The following is a 22,114-nucleotide window of genomic DNA, read 5'->3' on the forward strand; positions in this document are numbered from 1 at the left end:
TATTTAAGTAAGAGCTATTCGCTGTAAGCAACCAGGCCCTTTATCGATGTTTCCCGTGAAACAATAGCCTATTTGTCCAGCAAGGCCCCAATTTGTTCCTTTTGCTCCGCAGGTAATGTCGTTAACGCCAGCGTAGCTTGGCCTGCGGCCTGATATAATTGGCGTAGCTGGGGATTTTTTAGCGCCTCTAAATGCAAATTAATGGTATTAATATCGCCTCGTGCCAGCGGGCCGGTGAGTGCTTCATTAATGGCAGTTACTTGCTGTATGTTATGGATATTACTTTGCGCTAAATTAATCAGCATTCTTCGTGCCTGTTCTAGAGACAAACCTGCCTTTAGTAGTAATTCCTCGCTATAGGCAATAAGAGTGACTAAATAATTCGAGGCGATGCATGCAGCGGCATGATACAAAGCTTTATTTTCTGGATGCAAGTTTGATACATAGGCACCTAGTTGGCTAAATGACTTTTTTAACCAGTTACATACAGCAGTATCTCCTTCTAGGACACAATCAACCTGGTGAAAGGCGGCGGCATCTATAGAACCAATCTTGAATGCTTTTAATGGATGAAAGCTGGCAATGGAGCACCCTAAGTGTTTTAAGGGGGCTAGCAGCGAAGAGTTTAAGACTCCACTACTATGAACGATAAAATTCCCCGGTTTTAAATTGGCTTCCTGAAGGAGCTCTGCGACTACCTGGGGAATCGCATCATCATTACAACATAACCAGGTAATGTCTGCTTCGGGAAGTTGTTTAACTTGGGATACAGCCAATCCTGAACCAATATGCTCACAGGCGTGTTTGGCGCTTTCTAGGCTGCGATTGCACACAGTAAGAGTGGAGATAAGTTGCGCGGAATTTAATGCTCGCGCTAAGTTTTTACCTAAACGACCAGCACCAATTATGTTACATCTCATAATATTACAACCTTTTTATCTTTTGTTGCAAAAAAACGCATTTATAATGCAGATTTTTCAAAAATCTATCACCCTTTGCCTGCATTATTGGTTATAATAGCCACAAATTGTCATTTTGGGAATTGAATTATGCCTTATTTGGTAAAAGGAAATGCACTACAACTTTTCTCCGCTTTTGGCTGCCCGCAGTTTGTTATGCAAACTGGGAGGCAAGATAATGCGATTGTTGAAGATTTACTGCGAACTCCTTTTTTAGGTAACGAAACCCAAGCAAATCAGCATCTCAATATATGGAGCCAGGATACTGCTGCTAAGTATTATTCACTAGGTGATCAGTCAGCTGAAATTCTAAAGATTCTTTTAGACCCTCATCCATTCAAAAACAACGAGGAAAGTGACGAAGAATACAAACGTAACTTTGTCTGCCAACCTTTAGCTTATATTGATGATAATAAAGAAAATTGCGGTATGATGATAATGTATCGACGTGATGAGCCCGGACAATGGATGATAGGTTTTACCCGCAAAGCACATATGAACCCAAGAACTAGACCGGTAATCCTTTTTTCAAGTTTTGATTTAAACGCACACATTAAAGATGCTAAATTTGAGCTGGCTTCGAGCTCTGAGCCAACAACAAAGAATCAGTTTCTGGCACAGCTTAATGCGGCAGCTCCGTCTGAATTGTTGCAGTTGGCATTTAATGCAGAAAATGAGGAAATTAATCCTCGTTTCGAGCGTATTCGCCTTCTATTACGTTTCCTGAAAATCAATGAAAAAAAGGCGACAATTGCCGATCCGGTCGATTTATCCAAAATTAATTTATCACGACTCTTTGCGGACAATCCTGCATTAGACTTGATTATGAAATATGATGTACCTTTCTCGATGGCGATGTTGCAAGACTGTCTAGCAGACAATAGCCAATTACGCTTTGAATTGGAGAATGCCACCCTGAGTAGCAATGATAGTATTAGCCGTAATATATTGAGTATGATTGCAGTTCTTTATGAAGAAGAATTTATCAATAAAAAAGAAGGTGCTTTAACTAAGAATCGGCATTTGCTCGATCCGGGGTTTATAAAAGATTATAGTGGCTTTATGTGGGATAGGGAGCAAATAACTTTGCTGCCAATTTTGTGGCAAAGAAAGTACCCTAAAGAGCTGATTCAGCAAATCTTATCACAAGACTTTTATTTTCAATCAATAAACCGTTTAGTACAGCTAACCCCAGTAAAGTCAGTAAAGCCAGGAATTGGATTTACTCAACATGTCCCTCAATTTTTCCAAGAGCCAGAAAAATTAAATGCCTTAGAATTTATCAATAGTATTGCGGATGTGCATGCTAAAGATCTCTGTTTAATAATATGGGCTACAAACTCTTTAACCATAGAGGGTTACAAGGAAATTGTGGAGGCGACGAATAGGTACCCTTTAATGGCGTCGACGTTAGTTACTTTGGCCAGAAAAGGCACTACTCCTGGTGGTTTTGATGGGTTGAGGCGATTGGCATTAACGCCGGCTCTGCATTTAAAACAATCAATCATCGATCATTTCTTTTTCGCCACCTCAGAATCGCAATATGCAAAAAGATTAAATGCGATGGCATTGGACAAATTGGAAACGGTGAGTGAGGCATTGCAAGTTTTGCGCAGTGCAGCGGTTGAGGATCAAGCTGCTTATCGTATGGTATTAGGTGCCGATAAGGAAGGGACGAGATTGCGTACTCTTTTACCATCGCTTGCAGCAATTAAGGATAGCGAGCAACGCCGGGTGCTGGTCGATGTTCTTTATGCTGGGGTAAAGTATAATATTCCCATACAAGGAGATGTGGTTCTTAAGATCAAAAATCAGGAACACCGGTCAGTGGCGAAAAAATTATGTGAACGCTCCATCTGTGTAACCCAATTACAAGATTTAGAATTTGATGTTGACATGATTACTTTTGCGGCTCGGGAACATGATAAAAAAGCTGAGTGCTTCCGCAAAATTATTTTATGTATCGAAGATGAATGTAAGAAAATTTCTTCGCGCTTGTCTAAGTCCTACTTCTATTTTGAGATGGGCGAACAGTGGGAAAAAGATGAAGGGAAGTATCGAAAAAGCTTATACGGCATAGCTTATAATGCATTAATGAGTTCGGGACGCAATGCTCAGGCAGCTTTTGAAGAAGCAAAAAGACAAATACAAAATGTGGAGCTACAGATGCTAGCTACGGTTGATCCTGCTCCCAGCCCAGAAACGTCCAAGCTACTTCTTTTCCTTTCGGAGGCCCTCATTTATATCGCCAATGCGGTTATTAGTTTACTTGGCGCGGGTATATTTAATTACCTTAAAGGAAATGCCACCGGTAATTATTGGTTTTTCACTCAAACTCGTTCTGGCGAGGCTGTACGCATGTTCAGTAAAGAGATGATTAACTCTTTAGATCCTGAGGGAGCGATACTGGCCCCCTAAACCTTAAGGTATCATCTGCCCCTTATTTTTTCACCTTATTAATTGGTTGGACTATATAGTCCAACCCCCTCTACCTTGCTGCGAAAATTTGTCTAATATTGTGCTAAACAGTTCCAAAGATTCTTGAACTTATTCAATATTTCTGCTTAATATGAACTATTCTTTAAGGATTATTGCGATCTAATGGACGAGACATGGTAAGTATTCCAAAAAAAGCACTAAATTTAGGATCGGGGCTAAAGCCAGAGGAGGAACTCGCTCTAGGAAAATTGATTTTAGGTAATCGAGTTGGTGATGGCTCTCATAAGGTCTATCATGCTAAATATATTGAAGATGGGGCGTTAAAAGAGGGTTTTTTCAAGGAGCTTGAACCGGAAAGAAATTTTCCTGAGTTGCTTGCCAAAAGTAGCGTTGCTACATCAACTATTTTGAAATTATCTCAAGAGCGCACCGCAGAAGAGCATTTAGTTTACAATGATCAAGGTCAAGTATTAGGTATTTTCTCGTTGAAACTGGAAGGATTTAAGCCCTTTAATATAAAAGGTGAGGCTATTCCTAGTGATACTACGGAAAAAGAACAGGTTATCCCTTCTACGGAGACATTAATTCTTGAAAACATGATGGAAATCTTGTTGGGGCGCTGGGCTTTTGGTGATGATGATCCGCATCCACATAATCTGAGTTTAAAGGGGGGGATCGACTATGACATGTTTTGGTATTGGTTTGTCATTTTTATTAAAGGCGCTCGTACTGGAATAGAATTACCTAAAACGCGAGTCAATTTAACTGTTCGTGATTATGAGCGTTTTCCATGTTGCGTTGATTCAAAGCCTTATCATTCACCAACATATACTCACCCCGGTCAAGGCAGTATTACAATTCCTGTACCTGAAATGGTGCAAACAACGGTTCTCCCCAGTACTTTACCTAAAGTTTATGCTGAGCCAGAGCAATTTGCGCGTTTGGCAGCAACCCCTGAGGCGCAAGCACAAAAAGTTGCCGCGGCATTAAAAATTATCTTAACGTTTCAGCCGGAAGTTCTATGTAAACGCTTATTTGATGAATTTGAATCCCTAGATGAAAGTGACTATCAACGTCTAATAAAGAAATACGGAAGTTTAGTCAAATGGGCCGAGCATTCTGATGAAAATATCTCCGAAACGGGAGCAAGTCCAGAAGATAAGCCAATCCCCACAACAATGCCCTTCAATTATACTTCTTTAGGTCAAGCGTTGCGGGTCAAATATGAGCAGACTTTTCCTCAATTCTGTAATGAAAAAAACAATAGGAAATCTTTTGTCAATTTCATGATGAAGATGTATCAAGAGCATTACGATAATTTGTATCGAGTGGTCGTTTTCTATATGGGTTGTGAAGATAATGGTTTTGGTGTTCCACTTTTAGCGACCAATGAAGAACTGTTTCGCAAGCCCTCTATTTATAAGAATATCCAAGAATGGATGGCAAAACAAAATGAGACGATTACGGATTCCACAGAAAAATATAATTTAGATGAGTTACACCAACGCTATCACCAGGTTTGGCGTGATGCTTATGCACTTCGATTAAGAGCTCTATTACGCGATACTCGGAATTTAACTAAATCATTAGCTAAACTGGTTGCTGAAAAAGATGATGTGGTGATCGTTGAGACTGCAGATGCTCTAGAAGTGACCGATAGTGACTTAACCGATGTTTGGCAGTTATTTGGAACATTAAAGAACATCGCGATTAAGGTAAAAAAAGATTCTGAGCATGGTAATACCACTCCTAATAATGGCAATGGCGCCTCCTTGAATAAGGCGCTCGATCTACTGGTTCAATTTACTAATGAGCTGCAAAATATTATCACCCAATATTATGGAAAGAAAGGGGATGTTTTACTTGATACCGACAATAAGGAGTTTACGCAAAACATACTTAAACTTTGCTTGGAATATTCTGATAAAATCAAAGATGCTTTGGCCCATACTACAAGTTATGCCAAAGATAAATTCGGCCCTATTATAAATGAGTTAGAACAATTTGCTTTACAAGCCAGATTTAGCACGCATTTGCATGCAACCGATGAGGAAATGTTAAAATTACCTCCAACCATTAAAAGAGAGGTACTGCCACTGACGCATCCTCAGGTTATTGAAGAATTTAACGAAAAATTATTTGCATGGGTAGATACCCTGTCCCCGGACACATTCAAGCTCTACATGCATGAAATCATTGATACAAAATACAGCCAGAGCATTGAATTCACACGGGTACGCGCAAAGCCCACTAAAGACTATTTAGAGAAAAGTACAGAAAGTAATCATAATAAACTTGCTTATATATTAAGTGCCGGAAAGACAGAGGATGGTGCATTAAATACCTGCATTATTCGTGAACTTACCCCTGTTATGCTACAAACAAATTACATTGCTAGTGTTTCAACTGCTTTGCGAAATGGTGGTTTCGAAGCCAATATTAATGTTTTTACTAAAGCGGCTGTCAGTTGTGCGAAACATAGCAGTGCTTTTGTTCATTTACAAAATATGGAAGGGGTTTCTCTGGTCTATAATACGGTGTATAACTGGGTGGAACAAATTTCCAAGAGTGATAGTGAGCGATTACGTCGCGTAAAAAATTCTGCATTAGGTAAATATGAAAATGGATTATCGAAAGTAGGTTCGTTCTTTTGGGGCAACTCATCGCGGAAAAAAGAGATTAATGACTATTTTCGTGATTATAATGCTCCTACTGCTTTGGCTATGACCTTTATGAAGGGAGAGCCTACATCAACAGCCAGCTCGCAATTATTTTTAGATATAATACAACAGATACAAGAAGATATTAAAAAGAATGTGAAATTAAAGGAACATCCGGGGTATGCATTGATTGCGCTGTTTAATGAAATGGAACATAAGGATTTTTATTTACAATATTTGCAATCGAAGCATTCTTTGGTCAGAATGCTTCCAGAAAAAAAGTGTTCTACTGAAGTAACCATGTAGAAGCATAAATTGTGGCCGGATACAGGATGGGGTATGATTCTGCTTTTATAATACGGCGGGTTCCTTGCATGTCTTTAGATTTATTAAAAACCTTTCCTCAATATGTCCTTCCGAAACATGGGCTCACCACTTTAGCTGGTTGTTTGGCTGAAGTTAAAGAGCCCAAAGTTAAGAATTTTATCATTCAGCGTTTTATTAAAAAATATAATGTGAACATGAGTGAGGCATTAATTGAAGATCCGACTGCTTATATCAATTTTAACGAATTCTTTATTCGTCATTTAAAGCCAGGATGCCGGCCGTTGGCGCAAGCAGAAATTATCTCGCCGGTTGATGGTTGTGTTAGCGAGATTGGAGCTATCCATCAAGGACAACTTATTCAGGCAAAAGGGCGAGAGTATTCTGTGGCTGAACTTCTTGCCTGCTCTGATGAGGAAGCACAACAATTTGAAAGCGGTCGCTTTGCGACCTTATATTTATCCCCTAAAGATTATCATCGTGTACATTTGCCTTTGGAGGCGGAGTTACTTTCGATGACGTATGTGCCGGGGGCCTTATTTTCAGTTCAACCTACCACCGCACGTGTGGTTCCTAAATTATTCGCACGGAACGAGCGTTTAGTCATTTCTTTTGCAACGACCGTAGGTCCGATGAAGATGGTTCTGGTTGGTGCAACTATTGTCGGGGCTATTGGTACGAGTTGGCATGGTGATATTGTACGCTGCAAACAAATCGCCTCGTTTGACTATCGCCAGGATTTGATGATGACTAAGCACATGCATAAGGGCAGTGAGGTTGGCTATTTTAAACTGGGCTCTACGGTAATTTTATTATTTTCAGATGGTAATAAAGTCCAATGGAATGATAATTTAAAGGCTGGAAGTGCGATTCGCTTTGGAGAGGCTATGGGGAGTATTAGTTAGTTAGCTCTTGTTCTGTAAGCTGGGCCTGATAAGTCCAGCATCAGGAGTCGCACCACCTCTGTTTGCTGGGCTTTCCAGCCCAGCCTACGATTTAGTTCTTAACTCAATGCAAAAGAAGTTCCCAGGTTTTTCTTCAGGGCATTTTGATACACTACAGAAGCCACACTAACATCCTGAATGGATAGACCCACGGATTTAAATACCGTAAGACGGTTTTTATCCTCCATATTTTTGTGCAGCAGCCAAGCCCCAAGCTCAAGAATTGATTCGGGCTGAAGTTGTTTCTGCGCAATCGCACTTATAATTTCCCCAGACTCCGCCAAAACAGCACTCAGTTGATCGGCAATAACCAGAGCCTTTCCTAGTATTTCATTATCGATTTCTTTCATATTTACGGTATGTGAGCCAATCGCATTAATGTGTGCGTGAGCTTGAAGATCTTCAAGGTGAATCAATGGCTCGTTACTGCTCGTTGCAGTACAAATAATATCAGCATGTTGAATCGCTAATGATATTGATTCATAAGCCTTAATCTCATAACGATCTGCAAATTTAGCAGCAAATTTCTGTGCTTTTTTCAGGTCACGGGACCATACTGACACGTTTGTGATATTACGAACGGTGGCTACTGCCTCTAATTGGGTTTCTGCCTGCACTCCGGAGCCAATAATAGCCGCATGGGAGGCATTCTCACAGGCAAAATATTTTGTAGCTAACCCAGAGACGGCTCCTGTTCGCAGAGCGGTTAAATAGCCCGCGTCCATTAAGGCTTTCGGCTCTCCCGTTTGAGCATCAAGTAACATAATAAAACCAGTAATGGAGGGTTTATTTCGTGTGGAGTTATTGGGAAAAATGGAAACGACTTTTAAGCCTAAAGCTTTATCGGCGGAAAGATAAGCAGGCATGGTAAGTGTGAGCGCCTGCTCTTCCTCAATAGTGATTCCTGTTCGTAAAGGTAATTTAACTTGATTTTTTGCCAATTGAATAAAAGCACGCTCCATTGCCTCAATCGCCTGGAGCATATTAATACTTTGCTTAACGTCATTAAGTGAGAGCAATTGCACCGTCATCACACAATCCTTGAGTAGTTAGTATCTTCAAAAGTGTATTGTATTATGTGGTTGATGGCCACTAATGAAGAGAATTAAAGGATGGGAGAGTCTTAACTATTAAAATAAGGTCGTTTTGAGGCAGACTAATCACGACTTTGGCACAAGCCTATGAGTTTAAATAGAGAAGATTAATCTAAGAATGTGCTTTTAAATTTTGTTTAAATGGTACCGAGAAGAGGACTCGAACCTCCACGGGGTTACCCCCACTAGCACCTGAAGCTAGCGTGTCTACCAATTCCACCACCTCGGCATTCGCGGCTAAGTTACTCATATTTTTCGATACTGTCAATGGTTTTTAGTATAAATGTAACCGCTCATTTTCGTAGAACTGGGAACGTAGTCCGGATTACCCTATATCAATTCGGACTACAGTTCTGGGCCTTATGCTGGTGAATAAGGCCTTCCAGCTTTCAAAATCCTCTCTCGAACTCCTTGCCACATACCTGTTGCCGGCGGTAACTCGATGACGATGCATTGTACTGTTGAGGCGTCTGCTTGTCTTAGCTGATAGTATAAATCAAAGGCCGCTTGTTCTGGATTATCCGCTAGTTGATGATAATGCTGTGCGGTAATGGTTGTGGGTTGTTTGCTGGCAATCGCATAGATTGAGTTATTGCTTTGCTGACAAAATTGCGCAAGTTGTGCGTAGTCGGTGAAATAATATAATGTTTTATGCGGTTGATAATGGCTATCTAATTTGCCGGGGACACGAAGAGTACTTTGCTGGTTACTTGATAGTGTTGTAACAACCCTGGCAATGGCGTGTTCATCAATAAGTCCATGACGCAAAATTTGATAGGTTTCTGGGTTGCTGGCATCTATAATGGTTGATTCTATCCCTACAGTACAGCGACCACCATCCAATATTGTTAATTCTTTTTCAGGAAACGATTCTTTTACATGTAGGGCCGTTGTTGGACTTACCTTGCCGAAGGGGTTTGCTGAAGGGGCAACAACAGGGACCTGTAATTTGCTTAAGAGTTCTTGAGCAAGGGGGTGAGCCGGACATCGAATGGCTACGGTAGATTGCCCTCCCGTAATAATCGGGTTTATCTTCTCTGGCGTACAAGGTAATACTAAAGTTAATGGTCCAGGCCAAAATGCGTTAATAAGTTGTTTTGCATAATCTGGAATATGCTCAATCAGCGAGGATAAATCCCAATTTGGAGCTACGTGGACGATCAATGGATGATTTAATGGCCGCTCTTTCATTGCAAAAACGGCTCTAATAGCTTGTTCGTTATTAATAGGAGCAGCTAAACCATAGACTGTTTCTGTAGGTATGGCAACGGGGTTCCCCGCTTGTAAATCGCGTATGGCGAGATCGACATCAGTGGTAATTAAAGGCATATCCAGGTCTCAGTAGTAATCTACCCTCGCGTGTAGATTTAAAAAACTAATTATTTTTACACAATTAGGCCTATTAATGGAATAGTTTTCATGAAAATTCTCATTATTATCCGCTCTTTTTGCCTTTTTAAAATGCCCTGCATAGAATGAATGATCAACAATTTGAGGTCAGTTCATGTCACTTATACTTTTGGAAAAAATACTCGATAGTTATTTTGCTTTGCTACCTAGAAAAACACCAAAACCTGAGCAGATATCCGCTGCACGTTTAATCGCTCATCGCGGGGCTCATGATCATGCTCATGGGGTGATGGAAAATACGCTCACTGCATTTCGTTTGGCAGCAAAAGCTGGATGCTGGGGGATTGAGTTGGATGTGCATGCAACTGCAGATCAGGTGCTTGTAGTGAATCATGACCCTACATTAAAACGCCTCTGGGGACGAGATCTAACTATTGCCGAAGCATCTTTTGCTGATTTACGAGCTCAAGTGCCGCAAATACCAACCCTTGCAGAAGTTGTTGCTGAATTTGGTGGGAAAGTGCATTTATTTATCGAATTAAAAGTGCCATTGTACAATGAAGAAGCTTTGTTAGCTGTTTTGCACGAACTGACTCCAGTAAAGGATTATCACTTGCTTAGTTTAAAAGACGAATGCTTTCACTGCCTATATCAGGTGCCTAAGAAGGCTCTATTGCTCGTTGCCGTGCATAACAATGTGGGCGATTTTTGTGATTTAAGTCTTAGTAAGCATTATGGAGGACTACTAGGGCATTATGTATTGATTAGCAATAAATTTGCACATCGGTTATTTTCTGCGCAGCAAGTGGTTGGAGTGGGTTTTGTTGAGTCGAAAAACAGCTTATATCGTGAATTGAATAGAGGCATTTCTTGGATTTTTACTAATCAGATCAATAAGATAAGTACACTTTTAAAACAATAATACGTTTTTTTGGCGTAAAATTTTTGCTATGGGATCTTTTTTTATCTATATAGACCAATGCCTCGTCATTGACGGCATGAACTAGTTATGATTTGATACAACTGACCGTTTTAGGTTTGGTTTGATTTCTCTTTGTCTCTGGATAATGACAAATCAATGGACTTTATAGTATGTACAAGGATTTATGCTATGGGATGGATGGGAAATATTGTCAGTGCTGTAATCAATACGGCAGGAAGTGTGTTGGATACCGCAGGCTCTATTGCGTGTAGTGTAGGAGGAATGGGTTTTGCGGCGGCCCAAGCAATCGATAAAACTTTTCAGGCATCATATTCTGGCTCAGCGGTTGGCTGGGGAGGATTAGACGTTTCAGGGACTTTAGACCACTTATTCGGTATTAACTACACGTTGCCCCTGCAACTTAGCAAATCATTGGATGGAGAGGAATTATATCACACCATGGATTATGTTGAACCTGGGATGATCTGCATGATTAGCTCAGTGGTTCTAAGCTCGGGGGTTATTTTAAAAGGTTTAGGGAGTACGCTTAAAAAATTTCAGCAATATCGCGATGATGATCAATTTACTCAACAAAATTATGGCACCAAGATTGAACGACCAGCGGCCCGCGAATTTATGCAATCCCAGTTAACGTCATTGAGTAGCTCACTTACGATTGCCATGCTAAGCTATAACACTGCAATTTGTTTTGCCTATTATTCTGATATATTGAATTCATCGTTGAGCCTGACCTATCCGCTTCAAGGAACCAGGTACGCACGGGGGGTTTATTATCATGGGCCGCAGAAGACTACTACTTACCCCCTCGTGGTTTCCTTTGACCCCCAACAAATCGTCGTCGATTTACCGTTTATTGGTAATGTAACTTTGTTGCTAAATATGGCGTTCAATGGTGCTGCGAATATTACTGCCGGCGCGGGAATTTTCTTTAAAGAAAATGGGCCAGCCCCTATTGCTCCACCGGTTGTGGTAACTGCTAGTGCCGTAGGTGGCTCGAGCGCGTATTTATTAAGTAATTTTTTTGCGAAAAAAGAATTAGAAGCCCGTGATCGCAGATTGATTACTGCAGCGAGAAAGACGGTATTCTCTATTCAAGATGGTGAGGAAGACGCCTTACTTACTCTTCAGGTTTAAATAATGTAGGTTGGGCCCATGGGCCTAACCTTCTCCATCCTTAGTTTGATTCGTAAAGGGAAGCAGTTCATTTTTCCATTCCCAGTTTTTGTTGCCACCCTCCACCCAAAGCTTGAAACAAAGCAACCGTATCCGAGAGGCGATTTGCTTGAGCTTGAATTAAATTCAATTTAGCTTGTTGATAATTTTGCTGGTTAAGGAGTAAAGCCGCCTGGCTGGTATCACCTAGCACTAATTGGCGTTGATAAATTCTAAGGCTTGTACGTGCCGCCTGTTCTGCTTTATTGGCTGCATCTAAAGCCAGGGCATCTGCTTGTAAGGCCTTTAATGTATCGGCTACATTTTGGTAGGCATTGATTACCGTTGAGCGGTACTGTGCTGCTGCTTGTCTATAGGTCGCTTCCGCGGCTCGCTGCCTATGACGCAGTGCTCCACCGTTAAAAATTGGCTGCGTAATAATGCCTGCGAGAGCCCAAAAGCGAGTATCCGGTCGCAGTAAGGTGGCAAGAGTAGTTGCTGCCGTACCCGCATTGGTGGTATCAATTGTAAAATTGGGGAGACGATTGGCGATGGCTACCCCAATTAGCGCATTTGCAGCATGCATCTGTGCTTCGGCTGCACGAATATCAGGGCGATGTTCGATGAGGGTTGAGGGGATTGAAATGGGCAATTGCGTGGGTAATTGTAAGGAGCTCAAATAAATTTGCGGCGTGCGTTGATCATCAGGAAAACGCCCAGTTAGGGAATTTAATAAATCTCGTTGGATAGCCAGTTGCTTTTGCAATGGAGGCAGGCTTGCTATTGATGCGGCCAAGGCCGCTTGTTGGACTGCCACATTAGCAAGCGCCGTATCACCCAGTCTTAATTGGTGTTGCATAATCGCTAAGATTCTTTTTTGCTCGCTAATAATTTTTTCGGTCGTAGTTATTTGCTCCCGCAAAGCAGCCTCTTGGATTGCGGCATTTACTACATTAGCCGTTAAGGTTAAATAAGTGGCTTCTAATTGAACGCGTTGAAATTCGGCCTGCGCCATTAATGATTCCAATTGTCGCCGGGTTCCACCAAAGACGTCAACGGTATAGGACACAAACACTTGCCCGGTGTATAGCGAATAGTGATATTGGTTACTCGCCAGTACGCTGGTGAGAATATCGGCAGTTTTTTGCGTGGTAGGATTAAATGATACGCCCACTGCAGGCAGAAGTGCTCCTCGCCCTGCATAGGCGTTTTCTAAAGCCGAACGAAGAGCATCTTGGGCACCACTGAGGGTGGGATTATATTGCAAACTTACCGCTACTAACTCATTCAATGGTTCAGAATTAAATAATCGCCACCATTCGACGGGTAACTTGTGATTTGCAACAAAAGATTGCGCTGCACCAAATCGTGTTTTACTCGCTGCGGTTTTAGTCAGTGAGGCAGGTTTGGTATAACTTTGAGGAAGTGGGTCCACCGGTCTTTTATAGTTGGGCCCCACGGCACAACTATTGAGTAAAAGTGGCAGCAATCCTATGCGTACTAGATTATGCATCATGGTTTTTCCCCAAAAGACGCGCTTTAGGTCGTTTGTGTTCAAGAAAACGCACTAAGGCATAATAATACGTGGGTAAAATAAATAGGGTTAACAAGGTAGAGACCGCTAAACCGCCAACAATGACCGTTGCCAGACCACGCTGTACATCCGTTCCCACCCCAGTAGCCAAGGCAGCGGGCAGCATACCAAAAGAAGCAACAGTTGCAGTCATGAGCACTGGGCGCAGGCGTTCCGCTGCCCCGTCAATTACTGCTCGATTAAGTGAAGGATTTAGTTTGCGCACCCGGCGGATATTGGCAACCATGATAATGGCATTTTGTATGGAAACACCAAATAGGGCGATAAAGCCTACTGCGGTTGCAACATTGATGGTTTCTCCAGTTAAATGTAGAGTAACAAGACCACCTAAGGTTGCCATGGGAACGACTCCAAGAATGAGAAATACTAAATGTAGCTTTTGGAACTCGAAGAACAAAAGCAAACCCATAAGTACGAGCATGAGCCCCAGAATATAGACTAAACGTTTTTCAGCGCGTTCTTGGCTTTGAAATTGCCCAGCCCATTCTAAGCGGAATTGCTTTTTATCAAACTGTACCTTTTCAGCAATTTTCTCTTTGGCTTCGTTAAGGTAGGAGGTTAGATCGCGCCCACGATTATCCATACGAACCGTGACTTGACGTTCACCTTGTTCATGCGCAATATTACTTTCCCCGGTGCGATATTCTAATGTGGCGAGTTCTGATAAAGGGATTTTGGCTTCATTAGCACTGTTAACAAATAAATTACCTAAGGCTTGTATGCTGTTTTTTTCTGTTTTGGAAAAACGCGCCGTTGCATTATAGTTACGGTTTTCTACATAAATTATGGTAATAGGAGCTCCCCCTAATCCGGTTTGAATTAAGTTGGTAACATCCGCAACATTGATCCCATATCGCGCCATCTTGTCGCGATCTACTTTGATGGTAATTTGCGGAATGGGAGGTTCTTGGAATATGGAGGCCGATGCCGTTCCTTTAATATTTTTTAACACGCCCACGATTTCATTACCAATGCGGCGGGCTTCATGTAAGTCGGTGCCATAAATCCTCAATGCCAGTGGACTATGCGCGCCACCTACCAGATCATTGACGTTGTCGATAATGGGTTGGCTAATCCCAATTGTAAAGCCGGGCATTTGAGAGAACTCTTGCGCAAGCTTGGAGATAAATTGTTGTTTCGATTCCCCTCCAGGCCATTCGCCATAAGGTTTTAAACCCACTGGAGCTTCAATATGTGAGGGTGTCCATGGATCGGTGCCGTCATCATTTCTACCCAGTTGAGTTACAACAAAAGAAACTTCAGGATGTTTTAATATGGTTTCCCGTAGAGTGCTTGCCATTTGATTGCCTTTCTCCAGCGATAGTCCAGCAGGCAAATCAGCTTGCAGCCACAGCGCTCCTTCATCGAGTTCGGGCAAAAACTCCCGACCTGCCGTGGCGCCAAGCATAATAATCAACGCTAAAATAATGATACCTAAGCTATAGGCAATCCCTGGCCGCTTAATTAAATCACGCAAGAGCTCGCGATAGCGTACGGTTAACCAGATGAGCATCCGATTATGGTGTATTTTTTGCGGCTTACGTAAGGCGGTGTAGGCTAATCCAGGAATGAGCACGAAAGAACAGACCAAGGCGCCTAAAAGTGCAAAACTTACCGTATATGCCATCGGTCTAAATAGTTTTCCTTCCGCATGTTCAAAAGCAAAGAGAGGTAAATAGGCGGAAATAATAATCAGGGTGGCGAAGAAAATAGGGCGTGCTACTTGGTTGGTTGCGGATAAGGTATCGTCTACGGACAATGGGACATTAGGGTGTTCTTCTCGACGGCGCAAAATAGTTTCCATAACCACAATAGCTCCATCAACGATAACCCCGAAGTCAATTGCACCTAAAGAGAATAGGTTGGTGGGCATTTGCGTTAAATTCATAAAAATGAACACGGATACCAGAGCGGCAGGAATGGCAACTGTAACGACGATGGCGCTACGGAAACTTCCTAGAAATAGCATAAGCACAATGCATACAATGGCAATACCTTCAATAACCGTATGGGTTATTTTGTGAATTGTTAAATGGACTAAATCATCTCGATCAATATAAGGGACAATGGATACACCCATTGGCTTTAGTCGTTCTTGTAAGGAGTCAATTTTTGCGTGTAAGCCCTCCAGAATTTTTCCTGGATTTAGTCCCTTACGCATAAGGACAATCCCTTGAATAGTATCTGGATTATGGTTTTTACCCAGGATCCCTTCACGTTCTTTATGACCAAATTCAACCTGCCCTAAATCACGAATGAGTATGGGTGTTCCCTGATATTGAGTAACAACTACTGCGCCGAGCTCGTCTAAAGTGCGGATTTGCCCGATACCACGAACTATGTAGCTTTGTTCTCCTCGTGAAACACGACCGCCTCCAGCGAAGGCAGAATTATTGTTAATTGCATTGGTTACATCGGCCAACGATAAATTAAAACGGCGTAATTTTATGGGGTCCAGGCTGAGTTGGTATTCTTTGGTTAAACCACCAAAATTATTAACTTCGGCAATCCCTGAAACCTGTTTGAGGGCAGGCATGACAATCCAACGTTGTATTTCGGATAACTCCATCAGATTTTTGGTATTGGATTCTAATGTATAGCGGTAGATCTCACTGCCAGAGCCGGTTAATGGATCCATTATCGGTTGAATGCCTGGGGGAAGACTCAATGAACTCAAAGCTTCTAATACCCGGGCTCGAGCAAAATACTCACTTGCTTCATCCTTGAAAATCATGGTGATTAACGAGAGGGCAAAGGTACTACTTGAGCGTAACTCAGATAAATAGGGTACGCTAACCAGCTCGCGTTCGAGTGGAATAGTCACTTGCTGCTCGATTTCTTCGGCCGCTAATCCGGGTAATTGGGTGGCAATGGAAACGCGTACGTCATCGAGTTCAGGATAGGCTTCAATGGTCATTTGAGTGCTGGAAATATAACCATAAATACCAATCAAAATGGCTGCGCCCCAGGCAATATGGCGACGTCGAAAGCACAGCGCAATCAGCTTATCAATCATTGATAAGTATCCCTCCTGCGCTTACGATGCGATCTCCTGGTTTGAGTCCTGAGCGAATACGAACATGCTCTTTGTCTTCAGCGCCGAGTACTACAGCACGTTGGGTAAAGGTCCAGGGGGCTGTTTCAATAAAAACGGAGGTCGTGTCATTATGCATGAGTAGGGCGGACAATGGGACTATTGGTTGTGTATCCTGAGGTATCTCGGTATTGATCGTCGCAAACATATTGGGTTGTAAACGTTCATCGGGGTTAGTCAGGGCTATACGTGATTTATTGCAACGCGTATCGGGATCCAGAAAGTGATTGGTAAAGGTTATGGTGCCATCCCAATGCTGCTGTGGATAGGCCGCTACATGAATTTTTACTCGTTGACCTTTTTTGACCCAGGGGATGGACTGTTCTGGAACACAGGCGGTAACCCATACCGCATGAATATTCGAGAGATTGAAAAGAGGAGTGCTCTGATCGTTAATATAGGCGCCACTACCATAATTTAGGGTGGTGATCTTACCGTCAATGGGGGCCATGATTTGTAATAAGTTCTTTTTATTTTGCCCTAAGGCTGCCAAAGTTGCTTGCGCGCGCAACATCTCTGCTTGTGCTTGCAGGTAAGTATTTTTTATTTGTTCTACATCCTTTATGGCATTTGCACCGGCACGGTTAACTTTTTGTGCCCGATTCCAAGCTTCCGTTGCTTGTTTTAATGCACTTTGAGCTTTAATCTTATCGGCGTAGGCCTGAGCCATGGCGGGGGATTGCATAACGGCTAACACTTGGCCTTTTTTTACCTCTTCTCCAAGTTGTGTAGTTAAACTAACCAACTGTCCTGTTAAGGGGGGTAAGATGCTTATATTGCGCGTTTGTTCTGCTTCAACTATTCCCGTCAGCTTAATAATGTGAGGTGCATTAGATGCTTTGACTGTTTGGACATTTAATTGCGAACGTAGCGGGGAATGTTCAGGAACTTTGATGAGCTCGCCTTCGCGAATGAGCATTGGCGCATGACTCGGTTTCTTGTGGTGACTACTCAGTGTCAGGCTGTAAAATGAGATGAGTAATACTATTAACAGAAGGGCTACGGCGATTTGTACTTTTTTTTGCTGGCGAGGGGGTAATTTTTTATAACGATCACGCTGGGTCGAAATCAATGAATGAATGTCCATAAATCCAATCTTTATTATTATTGTTTATCGATTGACCCTAGTTTATTGTTGGGAAGAAGGTCCATTTATCTTTTATTATCATCAACTAAACTGCAAAATTAAGCAAGAAGTTCGTGGAGAATGAGGGGTGAAAATTATTAACAATAGCCTGATTGGTTGCAACCAGGCTACATCGGTTGGATAATCTTGCGCCAAAAGGAAGCCACTAGCGTTCCAATATAGCAACGACCCCCATTCCTCCTGCCGTACAAATACTTATAAGAATCCTTCCTTTGCCTGCTTCAGCCAGTATTTTGGCAGCAGCGCCGACAATACGTCCACCTGTTGCAGCAAAAGGATGTCCCAGCGCTAAACTACCACCCTTAACATTCATTTTTTGCAAGTCAATGCTTCCTAAAGGCTTATCGCGGTGCAGTACCTTTTGACAGTATTCGGTAGATTCCCAAGCTTTTAGAGTACATAAGACTTGGCCGGCAAAGGCTTCATGAATTTCATAAAAATCAAAGTCTTGTAGGGTTAAGTTATTACGCTCTAAGAGGCGGCTGACGGCAATCGTTGGTGCCATCAAGAGCCCTGCGCCATGAACATAATCCACGGCAGCTACTTCACAATCGACAAAATAAGCTAATGCCTCCAACTGATGTGCTTGAGCCCATTCGAGAGAACCTAATAAGACGACAGAGGCTCCGTCTGTTAAGGGAGTAGAATTACCTGCGGTTAAACTTCCATTGGCTGACTTATCAAAGGCAGGTTTTAATTTAGCTAATTTTTCCAGGGTGGTCTCTTTGCGAGTAATCGTATCTCGGGTTAAGTCATCCAGGGGGGTAATTAAATCATCGTAGAAACCCTCATCATAAGCCTTAGCGGCATTTTGATGTGAGCGAAAGGCGAGTTCATCCTGAGCTTCGCGGCTGATTTTCCATTCTTTTACCATGAGTTCGCAATGTTGCCCCATCGATAAGCCCGTACGCGGCTCACGTACTTCGGGCAACAAGGGCTTTAGCATGCTGAAGCGAAACTTCTTACAGGCTCGTAATTTTGCTTTCCACCCTTTCGCTTGTTGGAATTCGATTAAAAAATGCGTTAACCGGCGTTGGCCAATTAACGGGATATCCGAATTGGTATCGGTACCACCCCCAATGCCGCTGCTCATTTGCCCGCTAGCAATTTTGAGTGCTACAAGATTGATGGCTTCCAGTCCTGTACCACATGCGCGTTGGATGGTGAGACCAGGTGTTTCTGGAGACAGACTGCTTCCCAGAACCACTTCACGAGACAGGTTCCAGTCAAAAGGGTGATTAATAACGGCGCCAGCAATAAGATCGCCTAAACGCTCTCCCTCAATTTTGCTCTTTTTGATAAGACCTGCAACTGCGGCACCTAATAAATCTTGGTTTGACTTACCCGTATAAAGCGTTTGGGATTTAACAAAGGGGGTACGGGAGCTCCCTAGAATTGCGACTTTTTTAGCCCTGTTCATGATTTCTCCTTTTTATCCTATTTAGCATAGCCCAAAAAAGGGAGCTATACTTTAAATCTTGGACGAATTTTAAGGGCTTCAGGGCTATATAAGAGGGTGAACGATGAAGCGAGTAAGGATTATCTCGATAGCATTCTGTTGTATTTTTTTTGCTAACATCAGTTATAGTAATACTAAAATTGCATTCTTAACCTATGATCCTCCTTTCGTTATCTCCCCACATGAAGGTTTTGATATTGATTTGGCGAATATGCTGTGTAAGCATACGAAACTTGATTGCCAGTTTGTGTTTTTAAAAAATTCACAGCAGATCTATGAGGCGTTAAAAAATGGTCAAGTAGATTTGGCGCTTTCGGGCATTACGATCTCCTCGGAACGCAAAAAAGATTTCATTTTTAGCTTACCCTATATGCTGAGCAAAGGTCAGTTCTTAACGTTAAAGCAAAGTAATATTAATTCCTTGGCGGAGTTGAAAGGAGCGGCGATAGGCATCATTAAAGATGAATTAAGTGGGGGCGTATTATACTCATACATCACCAATAACTTTCCGGGAGTATTCAAGATTAATCAGTATAATTCCGTAGAAGATATGTTTGCTGCCTTAAGCAATAAAAGCATTGCGGCAGTTTTCTTATACCGCTCGGATGTCAATTATTGGAATCATAATGGCAGTAATTCATTTAAAACCATAGGGCCGGTAGTTACCTTAGGCGAAGGGTTTGCAATTATGGCGACACCTAGAAGCGAGTATTTAATTAGCCAAATTAATAAAGTCTTACTGCAAATGGAACAAGATAGTAGTTATCTCAAGCTTTATGAAACGTATTTTTCTAATCAATAGTCAGCACGCCTGATTGGAGCAACCAGGCGTGTCCCGAAGGATGTGTATCTATCAATGAGGCACTGCGGGTTGGTTCGGCGGAGTTTGAGCGGTGTATGGGATTTCTGGAGGAACACTCGCTTTTGAAAAAAAACCGTTCTCTTTCAATGCGTTAATTTGCTTTTCTGATATCTTGGAATATCTCTCTATTAGCTCAGACTGTTTATCGAGAAGTGCTTGGCATTTCTCATTGGTGTGCTTCAACTCATTTTCAGTATTCACAAGTCTTTGTTCTATTTCAGTAATATGAACAGTTGAAGATTGACCGCCAAACAATGCGTCCATGTTACTTTCAGATTCTTGGTACCCCTCATTAATTTGTTGAGATAGTTTGGTAAGTAATGTTTGAAGCTCATCATGCTTTTGTTGTAATTCTCCTGGTTCTAGGTTACCTCGATTTAGACTATCAACAAGCTGAACTACAGTATTTTGAAGCTGTTGTGTACGCTCTTTGATTGATTTTGGCATTATCTTCCTCTGCAAGTATTTTGGGGCGAGTATTATGGCTCTTGCCCATTTTTGTTATGGTGTTAGTCTGTAGCTTTGATGAATAATAGTTCAAGCTCTAAGCTATGTAATTGGATTGGTTGTTTACGGTAGCCTGTTTGCAAGCAACCAGGCTACCGTGTTTTAGATTAATAAGTTACAACGGGGTTGTTTGGTTGGGCCTCGAAAGCACCGTTTAGTGTTTCTGCTTGATGATTTTTTATGGCAAAAAATCCTCTCTTCTGCAATGCGTTAATTAACACGTCTGTTGGCAGAGAACTAACGTTCTCTATTTGTTTTTGGCGTCTATCCCCAAGTTCAGTAAGTCGTTTTATTTGGTCACGTAGTTCAATGAGTTGTGATTGATATTCGACATTGTTTTGCTTCAATTTGACTTCTGATACCGCAAGTTTTTGTTCTGTTTCACCGATACGCTCAGCAATAGAATTAAATTTATTTCCTTGAGTTTCAAAAAATGAATCCATGCGTTCTTTAAATTCTTGCTGTTGTCTTTCTCCAACAATAACCGTATCCACTAATTGAGCTACAGTGTCTTGTAGGGTGAGCACGGTTTTTCTCGTTTTTTCAAGTTCTAGTCCTAATTTACTTTCTATCAACGCAAACTCGCCTATTTTATTTTCTAGATGTTGTTGGCTTGCATGATAATCTTCAGTGACTTGTACTAGTTTTTTTTGATTAAGGTCTAATAACTCAGCTTTTTCTAGCATTTGCTCTTTCAGGGAGGCGGCTGCTGCTTCTAATGATTCCTTGGTGTTTTTGAGCGACTCAGTTAATTCGGCAGCGGCTTTAATTTCATGACCAAGTGATTCCAATTCTTCAGATAGCTTTTCGTTGCTGTTTTTAAGGATGGCATTTTCCGAGCTAAATTTTTCTACTTCATCAGCGAGCTTTAGGCGTATTTTATCTAAAGCAGTAATGGTCACTTCTAAAAGGTTAGCAAGGCCTAGAACCCCTTTAGTTAAACTGTCGATGATGCTTACTGTATGATTATGGTGATCATCGAGAATAATTCCCCCGCCCGCATAAGCAAGCGTGGTTATCCCGCATAGTGCGAGTAAAAACCCAACATTCGCGACCAAGCCTAAAATTAACGTGGGGACCGTCACCGTGAGGCCGCCCATAATTTTTTGCCATAGAGGCAAGTCACCCCAGAAATCTGCAGCACGCGAGAACAGGCTGGGGTTTTTTTCCATACTTTTGATGGTAACGATAAGGCTTTCTTTGATTTTTTTAAAAATATCTTCAGTGATGAGCAATTTTTCTATATCATTTTTTTCATCGGCCTGCGCTCTTTTGATTAACGATTCAATATCAGTAAGCGCTTCGTGCTCTGCGTCATGGGTGGTAATCTTCATTGGAGACGTATTTGCTGTTGCTACATGGATAAGTGCTTCCTGCTCTACATCATGTACATTAATTATTACTTCATCTTCTCTGGTAGCCATATTCAGTTCCTTTGACTAAGAATTTCCCTGTAATTCTTATTTTTAACCAAAAAATACGATAAAACAAGTAATTAATTTTCATTTAAATTCAATATATTATAAGCAATGTAAGCACTAGGTTTAAAAAGAAGACACTTTTAGTGATTGCTGCCATGATAAGGG

Annotated in this window: 15 protein-coding genes and 1 tRNA gene; 6 read left to right on the top strand and 10 right to left on the bottom strand. The window is 41.8% G+C overall.

Features of this window, described 5'->3' with window-relative positions:
• Positions 1-68: 68 nt before the first annotated feature.
• Positions 69-920, bottom strand: coding sequence for a Rossmann-like and DUF2520 domain-containing protein (locus E1P08_RS07115; protein ID WP_133136340.1), 852 nt, complete (start codon positions 918-920; stop codon positions 69-71).
• A 129-nt stretch (positions 921-1,049) separates the two neighbouring features.
• On the opposite strand from E1P08_RS07115, the gene E1P08_RS07120 reads away from it, so the two are divergent.
• The 3 genes from E1P08_RS07120 to asd all read left to right on the top strand — a co-directional run bounded on the left by E1P08_RS07120 (position 1,050) and on the right by asd (position 7,287).
• Entirely contained in the window at positions 1,050-3,377 is a 2,328-nt protein-coding gene (locus E1P08_RS07120; RefSeq protein ID WP_133136341.1) for a hypothetical protein, read from the top strand.
• A 194-nt stretch (positions 3,378-3,571) separates the two neighbouring features.
• Positions 3,572-6,364 (top strand): hypothetical protein, encoded by a 2,793-nt coding sequence (locus E1P08_RS07125; RefSeq protein WP_133136342.1) that lies wholly within the window; start codon positions 3,572-3,574, stop codon positions 6,362-6,364.
• A gap of 68 nt (positions 6,365-6,432) precedes the next feature.
• A complete protein-coding gene (gene asd / locus E1P08_RS07130; protein WP_133136343.1) occupies positions 6,433-7,287 on the top strand; it encodes an archaetidylserine decarboxylase in 855 nt (284 codons plus the stop codon).
• Between the two features lie 98 nt (positions 7,288-7,385).
• Here the strand turns inward: asd and E1P08_RS07135 are convergent, their stop codons facing one another.
• The 3 genes from E1P08_RS07135 to E1P08_RS07145 all read right to left on the bottom strand — a co-directional run bounded on the left by E1P08_RS07135 (position 7,386) and on the right by E1P08_RS07145 (position 9,749).
• Positions 7,386-8,357: an ornithine cyclodeaminase family protein gene (locus E1P08_RS07135; RefSeq protein ID WP_133136344.1), complete on the bottom strand. Its 972-nt coding sequence runs from the start codon at positions 8,355-8,357 to the stop codon at positions 7,386-7,388.
• Positions 8,358-8,562: 205 nt separating this feature from the next.
• Positions 8,563-8,649: transfer RNA gene (locus E1P08_RS07140), tRNA-Leu, on the bottom strand.
• 131 nt (positions 8,650-8,780) lie between these two features.
• Complete coding sequence (locus E1P08_RS07145) at positions 8,781-9,749, bottom strand: L-threonylcarbamoyladenylate synthase (RefSeq protein WP_133136345.1); 969 nt, start codon at positions 9,747-9,749, stop codon at positions 8,781-8,783.
• A 175-nt stretch (positions 9,750-9,924) separates the two neighbouring features.
• Between E1P08_RS07145 and E1P08_RS07150 the strand changes: the two genes are divergently transcribed.
• Together E1P08_RS07150 and E1P08_RS07155 are read left to right on the top strand one after the other, a co-directional pair.
• On the top strand, positions 9,925-10,692 hold the full coding sequence (locus E1P08_RS07150; protein WP_133136346.1) for a glycerophosphodiester phosphodiesterase: 768 nt from the start codon (positions 9,925-9,927) through the stop codon (positions 10,690-10,692).
• Between the two features lie 189 nt (positions 10,693-10,881).
• Complete coding sequence (locus E1P08_RS07155) at positions 10,882-11,847, top strand: hypothetical protein (protein WP_133136347.1); 966 nt, start codon at positions 10,882-10,884, stop codon at positions 11,845-11,847.
• A 67-nt stretch (positions 11,848-11,914) separates the two neighbouring features.
• Here E1P08_RS07155 and E1P08_RS07160 read toward each other — a convergent pair whose 3' ends face one another.
• From E1P08_RS07160 to E1P08_RS07175, 4 genes are all read right to left on the bottom strand, one after another.
• Complete coding sequence (locus E1P08_RS07160) at positions 11,915-13,381, bottom strand: efflux transporter outer membrane subunit (RefSeq protein WP_133136348.1); 1,467 nt, start codon at positions 13,379-13,381, stop codon at positions 11,915-11,917.
• Complete coding sequence (locus E1P08_RS07165) at positions 13,371-16,475, bottom strand: efflux RND transporter permease subunit (protein ID WP_133136349.1); 3,105 nt, start codon at positions 16,473-16,475, stop codon at positions 13,371-13,373. The genes E1P08_RS07160 and E1P08_RS07165 overlap by 11 nt, the downstream gene beginning before the upstream one ends.
• Complete coding sequence (locus E1P08_RS07170; protein ID WP_133136350.1) at positions 16,468-17,640, bottom strand: efflux RND transporter periplasmic adaptor subunit; 1,173 nt, start codon at positions 17,638-17,640, stop codon at positions 16,468-16,470. Before E1P08_RS07170 ends, E1P08_RS07165 begins: the two co-directional genes overlap by 8 nt.
• Positions 17,641-17,845: 205 nt before the next feature.
• Positions 17,846-19,120 (bottom strand): acetyl-CoA C-acetyltransferase, encoded by a 1,275-nt coding sequence (locus E1P08_RS07175; RefSeq protein WP_133136351.1) that lies wholly within the window; start codon positions 19,118-19,120, stop codon positions 17,846-17,848.
• Between the two features lie 103 nt (positions 19,121-19,223).
• Between E1P08_RS07175 and E1P08_RS07180 the strand changes: the two genes are divergently transcribed.
• Complete coding sequence (locus E1P08_RS07180) at positions 19,224-19,961, top strand: transporter substrate-binding domain-containing protein (protein WP_133136352.1); 738 nt, start codon at positions 19,224-19,226, stop codon at positions 19,959-19,961.
• Between the two features lie 51 nt (positions 19,962-20,012).
• Here the strand turns inward: E1P08_RS07180 and E1P08_RS07185 are convergent, their stop codons facing one another.
• Both E1P08_RS07185 and E1P08_RS07190 read right to left on the bottom strand, forming a co-directional pair.
• On the bottom strand, positions 20,013-20,468 hold the full coding sequence (locus tag E1P08_RS07185) for a hypothetical protein (protein WP_133136353.1): 456 nt from the start codon (positions 20,466-20,468) through the stop codon (positions 20,013-20,015).
• A 167-nt stretch (positions 20,469-20,635) separates the two neighbouring features.
• Positions 20,636-21,952, bottom strand: a complete 1,317-nt coding sequence (locus E1P08_RS07190) for a LegC2/C7 family Dot/Icm T4SS effector (RefSeq protein WP_133136354.1) — start codon at positions 21,950-21,952, stop codon at positions 20,636-20,638.
• Positions 21,953-22,114: the final 162 nt, after the last annotated feature.

Origin of the sequence: Legionella rowbothamii, assembly GCF_900639985.1 — a bacterium.
GTDB lineage: Bacteria > Pseudomonadota > Gammaproteobacteria > Legionellales > Legionellaceae > Legionella > Legionella rowbothamii.